At 61.2% G+C, this 19,391-nt stretch carries 17 protein-coding genes; 12 read left to right on the top strand and 5 right to left on the bottom strand.

The features are described from left to right. The first annotated feature begins 50 nt into the window (after positions 1-50). On the top strand, positions 51-959 hold the full coding sequence (locus tag HBO41_RS21320) for an SdiA-regulated domain-containing protein (RefSeq protein ID WP_017139507.1): 909 nt from the start codon (positions 51-53) through the stop codon (positions 957-959). Here the strand turns inward: HBO41_RS21320 and HBO41_RS21315 are convergent, their stop codons facing one another. Together HBO41_RS21315 and rpiA are read right to left on the bottom strand one after the other, a co-directional pair. After that, positions 960-2,906, bottom strand: a complete 1,947-nt coding sequence (locus tag HBO41_RS21315) for an autotransporter domain-containing protein (protein WP_169987598.1) — start codon at positions 2,904-2,906, stop codon at positions 960-962. 364 nt (positions 2,907-3,270) lie between these two features. Then, the gene (rpiA, locus tag HBO41_RS21310) at positions 3,271-3,942 is read right to left on the bottom strand and encodes a ribose-5-phosphate isomerase RpiA (RefSeq protein ID WP_005792336.1); all 672 of its coding nucleotides are present in this window, start codon (positions 3,940-3,942) and stop codon (positions 3,271-3,273) included. Positions 3,943-4,079: 137 nt separating this feature from the next. Between rpiA and ilvA the strand changes: the two genes are divergently transcribed. From ilvA to HBO41_RS21290, 4 genes are read left to right on the top strand one after another with little or no spacing between them, the layout of a single operon-like run. After that, on the top strand, positions 4,080-5,594 hold the full coding sequence (gene ilvA, locus HBO41_RS21305; protein ID WP_017139505.1) for a threonine ammonia-lyase, biosynthetic: 1,515 nt from the start codon (positions 4,080-4,082) through the stop codon (positions 5,592-5,594). Between the two features lie 41 nt (positions 5,595-5,635). Further along, positions 5,636-6,049, top strand: coding sequence for a DUF2269 family protein (locus tag HBO41_RS21300; RefSeq protein WP_017139504.1), 414 nt, complete (start codon positions 5,636-5,638; stop codon positions 6,047-6,049). 4 nt (positions 6,050-6,053) lie between these two features. Beyond that, positions 6,054-7,307: an SDR family oxidoreductase gene (locus tag HBO41_RS21295; protein WP_169987596.1), complete on the top strand. Its 1,254-nt coding sequence runs from the start codon at positions 6,054-6,056 to the stop codon at positions 7,305-7,307. 24 nt (positions 7,308-7,331) lie between these two features. Further along, a complete protein-coding gene (locus HBO41_RS21290; RefSeq protein ID WP_056857660.1) occupies positions 7,332-7,799 on the top strand; it encodes a DUF2269 domain-containing protein in 468 nt (155 codons plus the stop codon). Positions 7,800-7,901: 102 nt separating this feature from the next. On the opposite strand, the gene HBO41_RS21285 is transcribed toward HBO41_RS21290, so the two are convergent. Further along, a complete protein-coding gene (locus HBO41_RS21285; protein ID WP_138452856.1) occupies positions 7,902-8,558 on the bottom strand; it encodes an HAD family phosphatase in 657 nt (218 codons plus the stop codon). Positions 8,559-8,701: 143 nt separating this feature from the next. Between HBO41_RS21285 and HBO41_RS21280 the strand changes: the two genes are divergently transcribed. Together HBO41_RS21280 and ptsP are read left to right on the top strand one after the other, a co-directional pair. Next, entirely contained in the window at positions 8,702-9,181 is a 480-nt protein-coding gene (locus tag HBO41_RS21280; RefSeq protein WP_003176750.1) for an RNA pyrophosphohydrolase, read from the top strand. A gap of 22 nt (positions 9,182-9,203) precedes the next feature. Continuing rightward, the gene (ptsP, locus tag HBO41_RS21275) at positions 9,204-11,483 is read left to right on the top strand and encodes a phosphoenolpyruvate--protein phosphotransferase (RefSeq protein WP_017139499.1); all 2,280 of its coding nucleotides are present in this window, start codon (positions 9,204-9,206) and stop codon (positions 11,481-11,483) included. Between the two features lie 97 nt (positions 11,484-11,580). Here ptsP and HBO41_RS21270 read toward each other — a convergent pair whose 3' ends face one another. After that, the gene (locus HBO41_RS21270) at positions 11,581-12,327 is read right to left on the bottom strand and encodes an NRDE family protein (protein WP_017139498.1); all 747 of its coding nucleotides are present in this window, start codon (positions 12,325-12,327) and stop codon (positions 11,581-11,583) included. A gap of 212 nt (positions 12,328-12,539) precedes the next feature. On the opposite strand from HBO41_RS21270, the gene lgt reads away from it, so the two are divergent. Then, a complete protein-coding gene (gene lgt, locus HBO41_RS21265; protein WP_056857664.1) occupies positions 12,540-13,352 on the top strand; it encodes a prolipoprotein diacylglyceryl transferase in 813 nt (270 codons plus the stop codon). Positions 13,353-13,405: 53 nt separating this feature from the next. Further along, positions 13,406-14,239 carry a thymidylate synthase gene (locus HBO41_RS21260; protein ID WP_017139496.1) on the top strand — a complete coding sequence of 278 codons (834 nt, stop codon included), beginning with the start codon at positions 13,406-13,408 and terminating at the stop codon, positions 14,237-14,239. A gap of 141 nt (positions 14,240-14,380) precedes the next feature. Here the strand turns inward: HBO41_RS21260 and cadR are convergent, their stop codons facing one another. Beyond that, positions 14,381-14,830: a Cd(II)/Pb(II)-responsive transcriptional regulator gene (gene cadR, locus HBO41_RS21255; protein ID WP_017139495.1), complete on the bottom strand. Its 450-nt coding sequence runs from the start codon at positions 14,828-14,830 to the stop codon at positions 14,381-14,383. An 85-nt stretch (positions 14,831-14,915) separates the two neighbouring features. Between cadR and HBO41_RS21250 the strand changes: the two genes are divergently transcribed. From HBO41_RS21250 to HBO41_RS21240, 3 genes are all read left to right on the top strand, one after another. Next, positions 14,916-17,222 (top strand): heavy metal translocating P-type ATPase, encoded by a 2,307-nt coding sequence (locus HBO41_RS21250; RefSeq protein WP_169987594.1) that lies wholly within the window; start codon positions 14,916-14,918, stop codon positions 17,220-17,222. Positions 17,223-17,238: 16 nt separating this feature from the next. After that, entirely contained in the window at positions 17,239-18,102 is an 864-nt protein-coding gene (locus HBO41_RS21245; protein WP_017139493.1) for a LysR family transcriptional regulator, read from the top strand. Positions 18,103-18,326: 224 nt separating this feature from the next. Further along, positions 18,327-19,391 (top strand): putative 2-aminoethylphosphonate ABC transporter ATP-binding protein, encoded by a 1,065-nt coding sequence (locus HBO41_RS21240; RefSeq protein WP_017139492.1) that lies wholly within the window; start codon positions 18,327-18,329, stop codon positions 19,389-19,391.

Genomic DNA, 19,391 nt, shown 5'->3' with positions numbered 1-19,391 from the left:
TCAGACGGGCGTGATACTTATTCGCCACTTTTTGACTTTGAGCTTGCCTGATGCGTCGACTCGCCCGCCCCAAACCCGCGTTTTTTATCCTGTTGCTGCTCGCCCTGGTGATTGCCGGGGCGGTCGCGCAGAACTTTCGCTTGTTCGAGCGGGCCTGGTTCAACCTTCAACACTGGCGCCATCCTGCCGATGAACGCTCCATTGGCCTGAATGATTACCGGGTAAGCCTGGAAGCCAAGGTCATCGAAGGGCTCGACGATGATGTCTCGGCCCTCACGTACGACCCGATACGCAAAAGCCTGTTTACGGTCACCAATAAAAACGCCGAGCTGATCGAGTTGTCCCTGGACGGCAGGATCCTGCGGCGTATCCCGTTGGTGGGCTTTGGCGATGCCGAGGCGGTGGAGTTCATCAGTGACAACATTTATGTGATCAGCGATGAAGCCCAGCAGCGGCTGATCAAGGTGCACGTGAATGACGACACCCAATTTCTCGACGCCGCCGATGCGGAGCAGATGACCCTGGGCGTGCACCTTGGCGGCAATAAGGGTTTCGAAGGGCTGGCCTATGACTCGGTGGGCAAGCGCCTGTTCGTGGCCAAGGAGCGCGACCCGATGCTGATTTACGAGGTGCACGGGTTTCCCCATTTCAAGCCGGAAAAAACCTACTCGGTGCATGTGATCAACAACCCCAAGCGCGATGCCGGGCTGTTTGTGCGCGACCTGTCGAGCCTGCAATACGACGAGCGCAGCGGGCATTTGTTGGCGCTGTCGGATGAGTCGTTCCTGGTGTTGGAACTGGACATCGACGGTCGCCCGTTGAGCAGTCTTTCCCTGCTTAACGGGCGCCATGGCCTGAAAAAACGCGTGCCTCAGGCCGAAGGGATCGCGATGGATGACGAGGGCTCGCTGTACCTGGTCAGCGAGCCGAACCTGTTTTACGTGTTCAAGAAGCCCTGATCAGAACATCCATTGCACGCCCAGGGAGTAGCCGGTCTGGCTGCCTTCGGCGTGCCCAAGACGGCTGTTGACCTCGGCGTAAACGCCCAGCTGCGGGGTGATCGCCAACTGGCTGCCGATTTGCGCGCGGCCAAAGCTTTTGTCCACTGAACCCAGCTTGGCGGTGCGCGCCTGGCCATCGGCGCGGGCGGTCAATTGCAGGTCATCGAGACGGCCATCGGCCAGCTCCTTGACCCAGGCGATGTCGGCATATGGCAGCAGGCTCAAGCCATAAGGCAGGGCGACAGCACCGCGCACGCGCCAGCCGAGGCTGGCTTGCAGGGAGTCGAAAGACTGTTCTTCGTACTCCAGCGCGGTGCGCAGGTTCTGTTTCTCGTGGAACTTGTCGATACGCGAATGGCTGTAGTCCAGGCCGGCAAACGGCCCGCTTTTGATTGCGCCGAAGTCGAAGTCATAACCGCCGAGTACGTGTGCGCCCAGGGACAGTGCGTCGGTATTGCCGCTCAGTTGTTGATTGAGCAGCACCGGGCCGCCATTGGCTTGGATCAGCAGGTTACGCTTGGCCTCAAAACGCGTATGGCCGATGCTCAAATCGCCCGCCAGCCAGCTTGGCCCGCCATCGTTGAGCAAGGCATAGACCGCGGCCTGCCAGGTGTCGCTGTCGAGTTTGCCGCGCTGCTGCAGCTTGTCACGACCGTTGAGGTAGCTGAGGCTGGCGCCGATATTCAGGCTGGAGGTGAGCTGATAGTCGCCCAAGGCGTGTACGCCCAGGCGTCGGGCATCGCGGTTGAGCGGGCTGTCGAAGCCGCTGTCCGGGGTGTATTCGCCGTCCATGCCGATTTCGCCATCGAAGCTTCCGACCTCGCGGCTGGCCGCTTGCAAGGTCAACCAACGGCGATCATGCAGGCGCACCATGGCCTGATGCTGGCGTTGCAGGTTGTCCTGCATGTTGCGCGCAACGGCGCCACCCGAGGCGGTCGAGGCCAGCAGGTCGGCGTTGGTCAGTTCCAACACCAGGCGGCTGAGCAGGCGCGAGTAATCGCGCAGGCGCTGGTCGATGCGTTCCTGGCCGAAGGCATTGGTCAGCACGGTTTTGTTGTCTTCTGCCGGGTCGTGCCATGTGGAGCCGCCGGGTATTTTCGGGTTGTTGGTCTGGGTGTAGCCGTCCAGATCGCCCAGCTCCCAGTTGGTGGCTTCGATATACAGAATCGGGATCTTCAGCGGTTCGAACGGCTCGCCATCACTGCAGCAGCCGGTGCCCTTGGGGTATTGCGGGTCCAGGCCGGGGTTGGTGAACAACGGGATGTTCAATTCCCTGGCGATCTGGAAGGTGTGTTCGCGCAGCGATGCCAGCGCGGGGTTGGCGGTGCTGTTCTGGCCTGCGTGGGCGTACATCATGTCGCCGGTGATCAGGCTGTCGAGGTTGATCATCGCCAGCATATTCGCGCGTTGGCTGGCGCTGAGTGAATCGACAAAGGCTTTGGAGCCGCGCAGGCCTTCCTCTTCGGCGCCGAAGGCGACCACTTGCAGGCCGTTTTCCAGCTGCAAGCCGCCGAGGTTCTTCGCCACTTCGGTCAGCACGCTGGCGCCGGAGCCGTTATCGTCCAGGCCTTGTAAGGTCGGGCGGCCGAAGTAGGTGTCGAAGTGCGCGCCAATCACCACGTATTGCGGTTTAGTGCCCGCAGCATAGGCCACCACGTTTTGCGCAGCGCGAGTGCCGTTGTTCCAGGTGAAGTTCTGTCGACTGAGGCTGTAGGCCGAACCCATCTGGCTTTGCATCCAATCTGCCGCGCCGGCGAAATTGGCCGTGCCGCGATACCGGCCGGGGTAATCGTTGATCAGCTTTTCCAGGGTGGTATTGGCGTGCTGGCCGTAATCGTAGGCCTGGGTTTGCGCCGACAGCAGGCTGCCGACCACGCTGATCGCGAGGGCGAGGGGCTTTATCACAAGGTCTTCCTTGAGGTGATTGAAGTTTTCCAGCCCAGACCCTTTGCACAATGCGCGCCTCATTCCCTGGGCGAGCGCGAAGTGGCGCATTGTTAAACGCTTGGGTCGCCTGGCTGTCATTTGTAACGGATTTGATACCAATAAAGGCGTGGGATGCCGTGACATGGCGCACGGTTTTGGGCGGGGGTGCTGCGAAAAGTAGCGGTTTTGTTACACGGATCTTCTAAACGATGAGGCCTCCTGTGGGAGCTGGCTTGTGTGGGAGCCGGGCTTGCCCGCGATGCAGACGCCTCGGTCTTTAAGTCAGACCGAGGTGATGCTATTGCAGGCAAGCCAGCTCCCACATAAAGCCAGGCCGTGAGTTTTAGGCCTTGAGGGTTTTCACGCCTTCGGAAGTACCCAGCAGCAACACATCCGCCGGGCGCGCCGCGAACAGGCCATTGGTCACCACGCCAACGATCGCATTGATCTGCGTCTCCAGCTCCACCGGGTTGGTGATCTGCATGTTGAACACATCAATGATGATATTGCCGTTGTCGGTCAGCACGCCTTCGCGGTACACCGGGTCGCCGCCCAGTTTCACCAGCTCGCGGGCCACGTGGCTGCGGGCCATGGGGATAACTTCCACCGGCAGCGGGAAGGCGCCGAGCACCGGCACCAGCTTGCTGGCGTCGGCGATGCAGATAAAGGTCTTGGCCACGGCCGCAACGATCTTCTCGCGGGTCAGGGCTGCGCCGCCGCCTTTGATCAGGTTCAGGTGCTCGTCGCTTTCATCGGCGCCGTCGACGTAGAACTCCAGGTCGCTCACGGTGTTGAGCTCATACACTGGAATGCCATGGCCCTTGAGGCGCGCGGCGGTGGCTTCGGAGCTGGCTACGGCGCCGTCGAAAGCACCCTTGTGCTGGGCCAGTGCATCGATAAAGCAGTTGGCGGTGGAGCCGGTGCCGACACCGACGATGCTTTTGTCGTCGAGTTTAGGAAGGATTAAATCGACGGCGGCCTGGGCCACTGCCTGTTTGAGTTGATCCTGGGTCATGCGGGCTCCGGAACGGGCGGGGAATTATCGAGGGCGGCGAGTATAACCCAACAAAACCTCGGGATTCGTGTGGTCGCCCGGCTAAACGCTGGGTTAGACTCCTTGGCCCTGCCCAACCCGCCCAGTGATGCTTTCCGATGCTTGAACAGTACGTCAAAAAGATCCTCACCTCGCGCGTTTACGACGTTGCCGTAGAAACCCCCTTGCAGACCGCGCGCCAGCTCTCCGAGCGGCTGGGCAACAAGGTCTGGCTCAAGCGTGAAGACTTGCAGCCGGTGTTCTCGTTCAAGATTCGCGGTGCCTACAACAAGCTGACCCAACTGAGCGCCGAAGAACGCGCGCGCGGCGTGGTCACCGCTTCTGCGGGCAACCACGCCCAGGGCCTGGCCCTGGCGGCCAAGGTGCTGGGGGTGAAAGCCACCATCGTGATGCCCAAGACCACGCCGGAGATCAAGGTCGAAGGCGTGCGCTCGCGTGGCGGCAAAGTGGTGCTGCACGGTGATTCCTTCCCGGAAGCCCTGGCCTACTCGCTGAAACTGGTCGACGAAAAAGGCTACGTTTACATTCACCCTTACGATGATCCACACACCATTGCCGGGCAGGGCACCGTGGCGATGGAGATTCTGCGCCAGCACCCTGGGCCTTTGGACGCGATTTTTGTACCCGTGGGCGGCGGCGGGCTGATCGCCGGGATTGCGGCGTATGTGAAATACCTGCGCCCGGAAATCAAGATCATCGGCGTCGAGCCGGATGACTCCAACTGCCTGCAAGCCGCCATGGCCGCAGGCGAGCGCGTGGTGCTGCCAACGGTCGGCATCTTTGCTGATGGCGTGGCGGTGGCGCAGATCGGCCAGCACACCTTTGATATCTGCAAAGACTATGTAGACGAAGTGATCACCGTCAGCACCGACGAAATCTGCGCGGCCATCAAGGACATCTACGACGACACCCGCTCCATCACCGAGCCTGCGGGTGCGCTGGGCGTGGCGGGTATCAAGAAATACGTGGAAACCCGTGGCGTGACCGGGCAGACCCTGGTGGCCATCGACTCCGGCGCCAACGTCAACTTCGACCGCCTGCGCCATGTGGCCGAGCGCGCCGAGCTGGGTGAAGGCCGCGAAGCCATCATCGCCGTGACCATCCCCGAGCAACCGGGCAGCTTCAAGGCGTTCTGCGAGGCCGTGGGCAAGCGCCAGATCACCGAATTCAACTACCGCTACCACTCCGGCCGCGAGGCGCACATCTTCGTGGGGGTGCAGACTCACCCGGAAAACGACCCGCGCAGCGCGTTGATCGCCAGCCTCACAAGCCAGGGTTTCCCGGTGCTGGACCTGACCGAAAACGAGCTGGCCAAGTTGCACATTCGCCATATGGTGGGTGGCCATGCAGCCAAAGTCAGCGACGAGCTGGTGTTTCGCTTCGAATTCCCCGAGCGTCCGGGCGCGCTGTTCAACTTTCTTAACAAATTAGGCGGGCGCTGGAACATCTCGATGTTCCACTATCGCAACCACGGCGCAGCCGACGGCCGTGTGGTCGCAGGCCTGCAGGTGCCGACAGACGAGCGCCACCTGGTGCCGGCCGCGTTGGCAGAAATCGGCTACCCGTATTGGGATGAAAGCGAAAACCCGGCTTACCAGCTGTTCCTCGGTTGAGCGACTAAGCTGACTGGGCGGCCTTTTAAGGAATCAAGACCATGGAAACGCTGACCACCCTCAAGGTTATTCACATCACCGCCACCGTGTTGCTGTTGCTCAGCGGCCTCGGCCTGGCGGTACTGGCCTGGCGCAAACGCAGCGCCGGCCCGGCGGTTACCGTGCAACGCCCGTGGGCGTTCGTGTGGTTGCTGATGGGCGTTTGCGTGGTCAGCATGCCGTTCACCGGCTGGTGGCTGGTGCATCTGCTCGGCTGGCCGCTGGGGCAAACCTGGATTTTGGGTTCCAGCATTCTCTACACCGTGGCGGCACTGGCGTGGTTCTGGCTGGTGGCGCGGCTTAATCGCCTGCGTAAGGGCGAGGGCGGTAGCCTGAATTTCACCCTGGTGCTGGCGGTGGTCAGCCTGGTGGGGTTTGTAGCGATTGCCGGGTTGATGGGCGCCAAGCCGGTTTAACCGTATGAATATTCTGCTTGTCGGCGCCACCGGCTTTCTCGGTGGCCACTTGCTGCGTGCCCTGCAGCAGGCTGGGCACAGTGTGATCGCGACGTGTCGCAAGCCTCGAAGTCAGGGCTGGCCAGGGGTGCAATGGCAGGCGCTGGATTTGGGCCGGTTGGCTGCCGACCCAGGTTGCTGGGTGTTTCCTGAGTCGGTCGATTTAGTCATCAATGCGGCGGGGTTGCTGAGCGTGGACGCGGCCGAGCTGAGCCGCGTCCAGGATCAGGGCGCCCGCGCGCTGTTTGATCTGGCCGCCCATCACGGTGTGCGAGTGTTGCAGATCTCTGCCCTCGGCGCCTCAGCGCAATCGGATGTGCCATTTCTGGCCAGCAAAGGCGCTGCTGACGACTATCTGCTGAGCCTTGGCGTATCCGCCGTGGTGCTGCGGCCTTCGCTGGTGGTGGGCGAGGGGGGCGCCAGCAGTGCCTGGTTGGCGGGGCTGTCGCCCTGGCCGCTGATTCCATTGCTGGACCTCAACGCTCAACTGCAGCCGGTGCATATCGACGACCTGGTCGGCGCGGTGCTGGCCGTGTTGCGCCAGTGGCCTGCCGAATCATTGGTACTGCCGTTGGTGGGGCCAGCACCGATGCGGCTCGCTCAAGTCATTGATCACCTGCGCGTCGCTCAAGGCTGGCGCGCAGGCCGATACTTGCAAGCGCCATTGCTGGGGTTGGGCGGCTGGCTGGGCGATCGCCTGGGCTGGCGCGCCTTGAACTCACAAAGCATTGCCCTGGCTCAGCGGGATAACGTCGCCGACCCCGAGGTGCTGGCGTCGGTCTGCGGCTACACTGCCGCGCCGTTAGCCTCACGCCTGCAAGGCTGGCCCACGGCGGCCCAAAGCAGCCAGCGCACCATTCGCCCGCTGATGCTGGCGGTATTGGTGCTGATCTGGCTGGGGACGGCGGCGGTCTGCGTTGGGCCGGGTTACGCCTGGGGCCTGCGCATCATGGCCGAGGCCGGTGTGCAGGGCACTTGGGCGACAGTGGCCGTGATCGCCGGGGCGGTGTGTGATGGCCTGTTGGGCCTGGGGTTGCTGGTTGCGCGCTGGCGCAGGTCGGCGCTGATCCTGCAATTACTGTTGATGGGCGGCTATACCGTGATTATCAGCATAGTCCTGGCCCATTACTGGTTTGATCCTTACGCGGCGGTCGCCAAAAATCTGGTACTCATGGTGGCGACCCTTTGGCTCCTCTGGACTGAACCTTCTCTGGACTGAACCTTTTTCGACCGAGCCCCGCCGATGAACGCTTACCTGCTGTTGAAAACCCTGCATATCCTGTCCTCGACCATCCTGTTTGGCCTGGGTGCGGGCTCGGCATATTACGCCTTGCGCGCCTGGCGCAGCGGCAAGGTGGAAGTGATCGCGGTCACCTTCAAACACCTGGTGTTCGCGGATTGGGCATTTACCACGACCACGGCGGTTTTTCAGCCGTTGAGTGGCATCGGCTTGATGTACTTGGCGGGCTGGTCGATGCAGCAGAGCTGGTTGCAGTGGACGTTCGCGTTGTATGTGCTGGCGGGTGTCTGCTGGCTGCCGGTGGTGTGGCTGCAGATTCGTGTGCACAAGATGGCGGAGCAGGCGCTGCGCGATGGCACGGCGATGCCGATCAAGGCCGCGACCTATATGCGCTGGTGGTTTGGCCTGGGCTGGCCGGCGTTTCTGGCGTTTCTGGTGATTTTCTATTTGATGGTGGCCAAGCCGATGTAGGGCTTGGGACCGAGCCGGCTTCATCGCAGGCAAGCCAGCTCCCACATTTTGATCTGTGAATACATCTAAAGTGTGGGAGCTGGCTTGCCTGTGATAGCGTCATCAGCCGCGCAGGGTAATCACCGGCCAGCCACGCTTCTCGGCTTCGGCACGCAAATTCGGGTCCGGGTCCACCGCCACCGCATGCGCTACCTGCTCCAGCAACGGCAAATCATTCATCGAATCGCTATAGAAGTAGCTGTCTTCCAGGCTGTACCCGGTTTCTTCCAGCCAACGATTCAAGCGCGTCACTTTGCCTTCACGGAAGCACGGGATATCCGTGCTGCGCCCGGTATACCGGCCGTTTTCCATCTCGCATTCAGTGGCGATCAGGGTTTCAACCCCCAGCAGCTCGGCGATCGGCGCGGTCACGAAGCGGTTGGTGGCGGTGATGATCACCAGCTTGTCGCCAGCGGCGCGGTGTTTGGCCAGCAGTTCCAGGGCGAGCGGCAGCATCAGTGGGGCGATGCAGTCGCGCATGAAGTCGCGGTGCCATTCGTCCAACTGGGCCATCTCGGTGCGGCCAAGGATTTCCAGGCTGAAGTTCAGGTAGGCGGCGTTATCCAGCTTGCCGGCCAGGTAATCCTGGTAAAACTCGTCGTTACGGGCTTTGTAGGCCACCGGGTCAAGAATCCCACGCTCACAGAGGTAATCGCCCCACGCGTGATCGCTGTCACCGCCGAGAAGCGTGTTGTCCAAGTCGAATAAAGCCAGGCGCATTGCAGTTACTCGCTGAAGAGTCTGTAAAAAGGCGTCCAGAATACGGTCTTTTCACAAGAGTGCACATAAGGTAAGAAGCCTCGTTGCCGCTGGAACAACCTTTGTGGAACAATGCGGCGACATGCGTTTGCGAGGTTGTTGCCGTGATCGACCCCGATGGTTTCCGTCCTAATGTCGGGATTATTCTTACGAATGATGCCGGACAGGTGCTATGGGCTCGCCGAATCAACCAAGATGCCTGGCAGTTTCCTCAAGGCGGAATCAACCCCGACGAGACCCCTGAAGACGCCTTGTACCGTGAGTTGAATGAAGAAGTCGGCCTTGAGCGCGAAGATGTGCAAATTCTGGCCTGTACCCGTGGCTGGTTGCGCTATCGTTTGCCGCAACGCCTGGTGCGTACCCACAGCCAACCGCTGTGCATCGGCCAGAAGCAGAAATGGTTTCTTTTGCGCCTGATCTCCAACGAGCAGCGGGTGCGAATGGATTTGACCGGTAAACCGGAGTTCGATGGCTGGCGCTGGGTCAGCTATTGGTACCCGTTGGGCCAGGTGGTGACATTCAAGCGCGAGGTTTATCGTCGCGCTCTCAAAGAGCTTGCCCCGCGCCTTTTAGCGCGCGACTGACGACGGAGTTCGACCCCGAGCCATGCTCAATACGCTGCGCAAGATCGTCCAGGAAGTTAACTCCGCCAAGGATCTCAAGGCGGCGTTGGGGATTATTGTGTTGCGCGTCAAGGAAGCCATGGGCAGCCAGGTCTGCTCGGTTTACCTGCTGGACCCAGAGACCAACCGTTTTGTGCTGATGGCCACCGAGGGCTTGAACAAGCGCTCGATCGGCAAGGTCAGCATGGCGCCCAATGAAGGTCTGGTGGGCCTGGTGGGGACGCGTGAAGAACCCCTGAACCTTGAAAACGCGGCCGATCACCCGCGTTATCGCTACTTTGCCGAAACCGGCGAAGAGCGCTACGCCTCGTTCCTCGGCGCACCGATCATTCACCACCGCCGCGTTGTCGGCGTGTTGGTCATCCAGCAAAAAGAACGCCGCCAGTTCGATGAAGGCGAAGAAGCCTTCCTCGTGACCATGAGCGCGCAGCTCGCCGGGGTTATTGCCCACGCTGAGGCGACCGGTTCGATTCGTGGTCTGGGCCGTCAGGGCAAGGGCATCCAGGAAGCCAAGTTCGTCGGCGTGCCAGGTTCGCCGGGCGCTGCGGTCGGTACGGCCGTGGTCATGCTGCCGCCAGCCGACCTGGATGTGGTGCCGGACAAAACCGTCGATGACATCGACGCTGAAATCAAACTGTTCAAGACCGCCCTGGAAGGCGTGCGCGCCGACATGCGCAACCTGTCGACCAAGCTGGCCACGCAACTGCGCCCCGAAGAGCGCGCGCTGTTCGACGTGTACCAGATGATGCTCGACGACGCGTCCCTGGGTAACGAAGTCAAAACCGTGATCAAGACCGGCCAGTGGGCCCAGGGCGCGTTGCGCCAGGTGGTCACCGATCACGTCAACCGTTTCGAACTGATGGACGATGCCTACCTGCGTGAGCGCGCCTCGGATGTGCGCGACCTCGGCCGCCGTCTGCTGGCCTACTTGCAGGAAGACCGCACCACCAACCTGGTCTACCCCGACAACACCATCCTGATCAGTGAAGAACTGACCGCCACCATGCTCGGCGAAGTGCCAGAGGGCAAGTTGGTGGGTTTGGTGTCGGTACTGGGTTCGGGTAACTCCCACGTCGCGATCCTGGCTCGGGCCATGGGTATTCCGACGGTAATGGGCCTGGTGGACCTGCCGTATTCCAAGGTCGACGGCATCGACATGATCGTCGACGGCCATCGTGGCGAAGTCTTTACCAACCCCAGCGAGCTGCTGCGCAAGCAATACGCCGAGGTGGTGGAAGAAGAGAAGCAACTGGCGCTGGGCCTCGATTCGCTGCGCGAGCTGCCGTGCGTCACCCTCGATGGCCACCGGGTGCCGCTGCTGGTCAACACCGGCTTGCTGGCCGATGTGGCCCGAGCGCAACAGCGTGGCGCTGAAGGCGTGGGGCTGTACCGCACCGAAGTGCCGTTCATGATCAACCAACGTTTCCCGAGTGAGAAGGAGCAGCTGGCGATTTATCGCGAGCAACTGTCCGCCTTCCACCCGTTGCCGGTGACGATGCGCAGCCTGGACATCGGCGGCGACAAGTCACTGTCGTATTTCCCGATCAAGGAAGACAACCCCTTCCTTGGCTGGCGCGGTATTCGTGTAACCCTCGACCACCCTGAAATTTTCCTCGTCCAGACCCGCGCCATGCTCAAGGCCAGCGAAGGCCTGAACAACCTGCGTATCCTGCTGCCGATGATCTCCGGCACGCATGAGCTGGAAGAAGCGCTGCACCTGATCCACCGCGCCTGGGGCGAAGTACGCGACGAAGGCGCCGACGTGCCGATGCCACCGATTGGCGTGATGATCGAAATTCCGGCGGCGGTGTACCAGGCCAAAGAACTGGCGCGGCAAGTGGACTTCCTCTCGGTCGGCTCCAACGACCTGACCCAGTACCTGCTGGCCGTGGACCGCAACAACCCACGGGTGGCCGACCTCTACGATTACCTGCACCCGGCAGTGCTGCAAGCCCTGCAGCATGTGGTGCGCGACGCCCATGCCGAAGGCAAGCCGGTGAGCATCTGCGGTGAAATGGCCGGCGACCCGGCGGCAGCGGTGCTGTTGATGGCAATGGGCTTTGATAGCCTGTCGATGAACGCCACCAACTTGCCGAAGGTGAAGTGGATGTTGCGTCAGGTTGAGCTGAGCATGGCCAAGGACCTGCTGGCCGAGTTGATGACCATCGACAACCCGCAAGTTATCCACAGCTCGCTGCAACTGGCGCTGAAGAACCTGGGGCTGACGCGAATGATCAACCCGGCTTCTGCAAAAACCCTCTAGACCGCTATCGCAGGCAAGCCAGCTCCCACATTTGACTGTGTTCACAGTTCAACATGTGGGAGCTGGCTTGCCTGCGATGACGGCAGCCCAAGCGCCATCAAATGTTCAGTTCGACTTCACCCAACCGTCCACCCAACGGCCCAAAACTACGCTCCACCATCTGCCGCGACCCATCGGCATTCACAATCAGCGCCGTACTCGCCCGCGTCCCATAACTGGGGCTGGCGATAAACACGCTGGAGAGCAGGCTTTCGGTCGCCAAGCCCACGCCGGTGTCCGGCAAGTCGGCAAAAGGTGCGGTCTGCGGGTCGCTCAAGATTTCCAGCAAGGCCTGCGGCTGTGGGTGCTCCAGCAATTCACTCAACGCCGCCCTGGCCTTGAGCAATTTGGGCCAGGGCGTATTCAGGCCGGCATTCGACAGGCCATAAACCCCAGCCTCCAACCGCGTCGGCTCGGTCTCATTGGCGTTGTAATGCCACAGCTCATCCCGCGTGCCTACCAGCAGGTTAAAACCGGAGTATTCAATCGAACGGCCGTTAACATCGGCCAAATATTCGTCAATTGGCAGCGATCCACTGAGAAATCGCGCCACCAACTCCCCTCGGGACTTACGTGCAGGCGGCTGGTGCGGGTCGCGAATATTGGTCAGGGCAGCAAACCGCCCCTCGGCGTTCACCCCAAGCCAGGTGCCACCGGCTTCTTGGTCGCGACCAGCGTAGACATGTGGCGCATCCGGCCACTGAGCCAGCGGCAGGCTGGGGCGGGCGTAGAACTCATCACGGTTGGCCGCGACGATCAGCGGCTGGGCGTGGCCCGGCCGCCAGGCGAAAACAATCAGGCACATAAGGCGTTCCCTTTGTGTTTTGTTCACTCTACCCATACAGCGGATGGCTATCCATCGTATCGAAGTTGGGCCGAGCGCCTTCCATCCGTTAACATGCCGGGCTATTGGGCGTGTCTAACCTTCTTAATTTGAAATTGCGGCTGTAACGCAGGCTTAATCCCACACCGGCATGGTCCGGTGCGCCATGACTAATGATTTAACGAGGAGTCGCAATGCTGCCTTACCCGCAGATCAACCCGGTGGCCGTGGCCATCGGTCCGCTGCAAATCCACTGGTACGGGTTGATGTACCTGATCGGCATCGGCGGTGCCTGGCTGCTGGCTTCCCGGCGCCTGAACCGTTTCGACCCGACCTGGACCAAGGAGAAGCTCTCCGACATGGTGTTCTGGATGTCGATGGGCGTGATCGTCGGCGGACGCCTGGGGTATGTGCTGTTCTACGATCTTCCGGCCTATATCGCCAACCCGACGCTGATTTTCGAAGTGTGGAAGGGCGGCATGGCGTTCCACGGTGGCTTTGTCGGCGTGATGATTGCCGCATGGTGGTTCGGCCGCCGCAACGGCAAGTCGTTCTTCCAACTGATGGACTTCGTCGCACCGTTCGTGCCGATTGGCCTGGGTGCCGGGCGTATCGGTAACTTCATCAATGCCGAGTTGTGGGGCAAGCCGACCGACGTGCCGTGGGCCATGGTGTTCCCACCCTTCAGCGACCCGGCGCAACTGCCACGCCACCCGTCGCAGCTCTACCAGTTCGCGCTGGAAGGTGTGGCACTGTTCCTGATTCTTTATATCTTCTCGCGCAAGCCACGCCCAACCATGGCGGTTTCCGGCATGTTTGCGTTGTTCTACGGGATCTTCCGCTTCATCGTCGAGTTCGTCCGCGTGCCGGATGCACAGCTGGGCTACCTGGCGTGGGGCTGGTTGACCATGGGGCAGATTCTCAGCATGCCGATGATCCTGGCGGGCCTGGGCCTGCTGTGGTGGGCGTACAATCGCCCGCAAGGCATCAAGAACGCCGCGCTTTAAATTCGAATGCCGAGGCTTTTGCGAGCCTCGGCTTCTTTGATACGGGTAAAAACATGAAGCAATATCTCGAACTACTGAACGACGTCGTGACCAATGGATTGACCAAGGGCGATCGCACCGGCACCGGCACCAAAGCCGTGTTTGCCCGTCAGTATCGGCATAACTTGGCCGACGGCTTCCCGCTGCTGACCACCAAGAAGCTTCATTTCAAAAGCATCGCCAACGAATTGATCTGGATGTTGAGCGGCAATACCAACATCAAGTGGCTGAACGAAAACGGCGTGAAAATCTGGGACGAATGGGCCACCGAAGACGGCGACCTCGGCCCGGTGTACGGCGAGCAGTGGACCGCCTGGCCAACCAAGGACGGCGGCACCATCAACCAGATCGACTACATGGTCGACACGTTGAAAAACAACCCCAACAGCCGTCGCATCCTGTTCCACGGCTGGAACGTCGAATACCTGCCGGACGAAACCAAGAGCCCGCAGGAAAACGCGCGCAACGGCAAGCAAGCCCTGCCGCCGTGCCACCTGCTGTACCAGGCGTTTGTGCATGACGGCCATCTGTCGATGCAGTTGTACATCCGCAGCTCCGACGTATTCCTCGGCCTGCCGTACAACACCGCCGCGCTGGCGTTGCTGACCCATATGCTGGCCCAGCAATGCGACCTGATCCCGCACGAGATCATCGTCACTACCGGCGACACCCATGCCTATAGCAACCATATGGAACAGATCCGTACGCAGCTGGCGCGCACGCCGAAGAAGCTGCCGGAACTGGTAATCAAGCGTAAGCCGGCGTCGATTTACGACTACAAGTTCGAAGATTTCGAGATTGTGGGCTACGACGCCGATCCGAGCATCAAGGCTGACGTCGCCATCTAAAGCCTGTCTCGGTTAAAAATGTGGCAACTGGCTTATGTGGGAGCTGGCTTGCCTGCGATAGCGAAGTGTCAGGCGATACAAATGCCTCTGATCCACCGCTATCGCAGGCAAGCCAGCTCCCACAGTTGTTCTGTATGCACCTTAATGCCCGTGGCTTCTGCCCACATGCGAAGGCTCCGCCTCGCTGGCCGCCACACTGCCGCTGACCTCCAGCCGCTGCAAAATCCCGCACTGGTCCAGATCCGGCCCACCGCCGCAGCGTTGGCGCAGGTCGAGCAATTGCGCCTGCAACGCCAACAGCCCATCGATCCGCGCTTTCACATGGTGGATATGCTCGTCGATCAACGCATTCACACTCTCGCACTGGTCCTGCGGGCTGTCGCGCAGCCCCAGCAGGCTGCGGATTTCTTCAAGCGTCATGTCCAGGCTGCGGCAGTTGCGGATAAAGATCAGCCGCTCGGTGTGCGCTTGGGTGTACACGCGATAATTGGCATCGGTGCGCGCCGGGGGCGGCAGCAGGCCTTCTTTTTCGTAATAACGGATGGTTTCCACCTGACAATCGGTCAGTTTGGCCAATTCACCGATCTTCATCGCAGCAATCTCCAAATGGGTGCTTGACCCTATAGTGGCTACAGGGTCTTTACTTGGCAACAGGCACCTTTACGGACGCGACAGAATGAGCGATTCCATCCACACCCCGAAAAAACATGATCACAAGCACGACCATGATCATGACCATAGCCACGAACATAGCCCCGAACATAGCCACGACCACGGCGCCACGCTGACCCCGGTCAGAAAACATGAGCATGGCAGCCATGGCGATTCCTGCTGTTCCAGCAAGGTAGCGCCTGCTGTGGTTACGCTCAGCGAAGCGCCGACGGCCGGCTCGCGCCTGAGCACTTTCCGCATCGAAGCCATGGACTGCCCCACCGAACAGACGCTGATCCAGAACAAACTGGGCAAGCTTGCCGGTGTGCAGCAGCTGGAATTCAACCTGATCAACCGCATCCTCGGCGTCACCCATGACCTGCCGAGCACTGCGCCGATCATCGCGGCGATCAAATCCATCGGCATGCAAGCCGACCCTATCGAAGAGGGCACACCTGCTGCCGCGCCGCCTGCCAAGAAACATTGGTGGCCGTTGGCGGTGTCGGGCGTAGGTGCATTGGGCGCCGAAGTGTTGCATTTCACGGGCGTGGCACCGACCTGGGTAATTGCCTTGGTGGCGCTGGTATCGATCCTCAGCGGCGGCCTCACCACCTATAAAAAGGGCTGGATCGCCCTGAAAAACCTCAACCTGAACATCAACGCGCTGATGAGTATCGCGGTAACTGGTGCGATCCTGATCGGCCAGTGGCCGGAAGCGGCCATGGTGATGTTCCTGTTTACGGTGGCCGAGTTGATCGAAGCCAAGTCTCTGGACCGTGCGCGTAATGCCATCAGCGGCCTGATGCAAATGACGCCGGAACAGGCCACGGTGCAGCAGGCCGATGGTTCGTGGCTTGAACAGGAGGTAAAAAGTATTGAATTGGGCGCGATCGTGCGGGTAAAACCCGGCGAACGCATAGGCCTGGACGGTGAAGTTACTGCCGGCCAATCCACCATCGATCAGGCGCCGATCACCGGCGAAAGCCTGCCGATTGAAAAAACCGTAGGCGATAAGGTCTTCGCCGGCACCATCAACCAGGCCGGTTCCCTTGAGTACAAGGTCACCGCAGCGGCGAACAATTCGACCCTGGCGCGCATCATTCACGCGGTGGAACAGGCCCAGGGCGCACGGGCGCCGACCCAGCGCTTTGTCGACAGCTTCTCGAAGGTCTACACCCCGGCAGTCTTCCTGTTTGCCTTGGGCGTGGCGATTATCCCACCGTTGTTCATGGCCGGCGTGTGGTTCGACTGGATCTACCGCGCCCTCGTATTGCTGGTGGTCGCGTGCCCATGCGCCCTGGTGATTTCCACCCCGGTGACCATCGTCAGCGGCCTGGCGGCTGCGGCGCGCAAAGGCATCCTGATCAAGGGCGGCGTGTACCTGGAGGGTGGTTACAAGCTCGACTACCTGGCCCTCGACAAGACCGGCACCATCACCCACGGTAAACCGGTGCAAACCGATTACCTGGCGCTGTTCCCCAACGTCGAAGACAGCGCACCCGCCTTGGCGGCCAGCCTGGCCGGGCGCTCCGACCACCCGGTGTCGCTGGCCATCGCCAAGGCAGCTGTGGATAAAAACTTGCCAAGCCACGTTGTGGATAACTTCGAGGCCTTGCCAGGTCGCGGTGTGCGTGGCGGCATCAACGGCGAAACCTACCACTTGGGCAACCACCGTCTGGTGGAAGACCTGGGCCTGTGCTCGCCGGCGCTGGAAGAAAAGCTGTTCGCCCTGGAAAAACAAGGCAAGTCCGTGGTGCTGCTGCTCGACAAGTCCGGCCCGCTGGCGTTGTTCGCCGTGGCTGACACGGTAAAAGACAGCAGCCGCGAAGCCATCCAGCAACTGCACGAGCTGGGCATCAAGACCCTGATGCTCACCGGCGACAACACCCACACCGCCCAGGCGATTGCGGCGCAGGTTGGCATTGATCAGGCCCAGGGCGATCTGTTGCCCACCGACAAGCTGCAAGCCATTGAAACCCTCTACGGCCAAGGCCGCCGGGTAGGCATGGTCGGCGACGGCATCAACGACGCCCCGGCCCTGGCCCGCGCCGAAATCGGCTTTGCCATGGCCGCAGCCGGCACTGACACGGCAATCGAGACTGCCGACGTGGCGCTGATGGACGATGATCTGCGCAAGATTCCGGCATTCATTCGTCTGTCGCGGCAAACGTCGAGTATCCTCAAGCAGAACATCGCCCTGGCGTTGGTGATCAAGGCGATCTTCCTGGCAGTCACCTTCCTGGGCATGGCGACCATGTGGATGGCGGTGTTCGCGGACATGGGCGTGAGCCTGCTGGTGGTATTCAACGGTCTGCGCCTGTTGCGCAAATAGAGGATGAGAGGGCGGTGTGCTGAGTGCTGAGTTAAAGGCGTTTTTTATGGTCGCCCGCCTGGGCAGCATTACCCAGGCGGCGAAAAAACTCGGCTTGAGCCAGCCCACCGTCACCACCCAGATTCGCAACCTGGAAAGCCAATACGGCGTTGAACTGTTCTACCGCGGCGGGCGGCGCCTCACCGTCAGTGACGACGGCGCGCGCCTGCTGCCGATGGTCAAGGCGCTGTTGCAGCAAGAGGCCGATATCGAGTTTTTCCTGCGCAATACTGGCCAGGTCCAGGGCGCTTTGAGGATTGCCGCCACGGCGCCGTACTACATCCTCGATCTGGTCAAAGCCTTTCGCGAACGCCTGCCCCATGTGGACGTCTCGGTGGAAATCGGCAATTCCCAACAAGTGCTCGAAGCACTGGACGATTACCGCGTCGATGTCGCGGCCTCCTCGCAACTGCTCGAAGACCCACGCCTGATTCGCCGCGTGCTGGGCACCGACCCGCTGGTGCTGGCGGTGCATCGTAATCATCCCCTGGCCAAGCTTGAACATGTGCCACTGAGTGCGCTGGCCGGGCATACGCTGCTGATGCGCGAAGCCGGCTCTACCACGCGGCGGCTGACTGAAGAGATGTTGCAGGGCGCCGGCGTGAGTTACGGGCCGTTACTGGAAATCGGCAGCCGTGAGTCGATTCGCGAGGCGGTGCTGCGCAACATCGGCATCAGCATCATTGCCCGCCAGGAAGTGCCCCATGACCCACAACTGCGGGTGCTGACTATCGAGAATGCACCGCAGATTCCCGAGTATTTGTACTGCCTCAAAGAGCGCAAAGGCGCGCGGTTGCCGGCGGCGTTTCTGGGGTTGGCGCAGGAAATGTCGCCGCTCTGATCGTTCCCACGCTCCGCGTGGGAATGCCGCCCTGGACGCTCCGCGTCTGCGCTTGAATGTCGTGACGCGGAGCGTCACAAGATGCATTCCCACGCAGAGCGTGGGAACGATCGCCTTACACCCAAATCCACCAATACCACTATCACTGCCTTTTGCCTTTCTGCCACAAGAGGGACGCATTGCCCGCCTAGCATGACCTTCATCAGTTTGATGAGGTGCCTTGCATGAACACAGCCCTGACCCAACCCGGTGCGCCAATGAAGGTGCGCGGTATCCAGAAACGCTTCGGCGCATTCACCGCGCTGGACAACGTGTCCCTGGAGGTCGCGGCCGGCGAGCTGGTGTGCCTGCTAGGCCCGTCCGGCTGCGGCAAAACCACCTTGCTGCGCTGTATCGCCGGCCTGGAGCGCCAGGACAGCGGGGAGCTTTACCTGGGCAACCGCGATGTTTCCTTGCTGCCGCCGCAGGCGCGGGACTACGGCATTCTGTTCCAGTCTTACGCGCTGTTTCCCAACCTGACCGTCGAAGCGAACATCGGCTACGGCCTCACCGGCAGTGGTCGCGACGAAGTGCGCAAGCGCGTCGGGCAGATGCTCGAACTGGTCGGCCTGGTCGGCAGTGAAAAAAAGTACCCCGGTCAACTCTCCGGCGGCCAACAACAGCGCGTGGCCCTGGCCCGTGCCCTGGCGCCGGCGCCGTCATTGCTGTTGCTGGACGAACCCATGTCGGCCCTCGACGCCCGCGTGCGTGAGCATCTGTGTACCGAGCTGCGCCAATTGCAACGGCGCCTGGGCATCACCACGCTGATGGTCACCCACAACCAGGACGAGGCCATGCTGATGGCCGACCGTATTGCCGTGATGAACAACGGCAAGGTCGAGCAATACGCCACGCCCCAGGAAATCTACGACCGCCCGGCCACGCCGTTTGTGGCGGAATTTGTCGGCCAGGGCAACTGGCTGCCGTTCAGCCGCAGCAGTGACAGCCATGCCCAGGTCGGCGGCTTGCACATGCGGCTGGATGACAGCGCCAGCAAGGCCAAGTCCGGCCGCTTGTTCTGCCGCCCGGAAGCCATCAGCGTCAACCCGCTGGTGCATGAAGAAAACCTGTTCCCGGCCAAGGTCCGCGAGATCACTTTCCTCGGCAACCGCTGCCGCATGAGCTTTGAGCTGGAGCAATTGCCTGGCCACCCGCTGTTGGCCGAACTGGCCCCCGAAGCCATGCCGCGCCTGGGCGCGCAGGATATCTGGGTGGCCCTGCCGCCGCGCAGCCTGCAGGTGTTTGCCTGA

It is taken from the genome of Pseudomonas sp. WS 5146 (assembly GCF_012985495.1).
GTDB classification, from domain to species: Bacteria; Pseudomonadota; Gammaproteobacteria; order Pseudomonadales; family Pseudomonadaceae; genus Aquipseudomonas; species Aquipseudomonas edaphica.
This window is presented reverse-complemented; position numbering and strand designations above follow the sequence as displayed.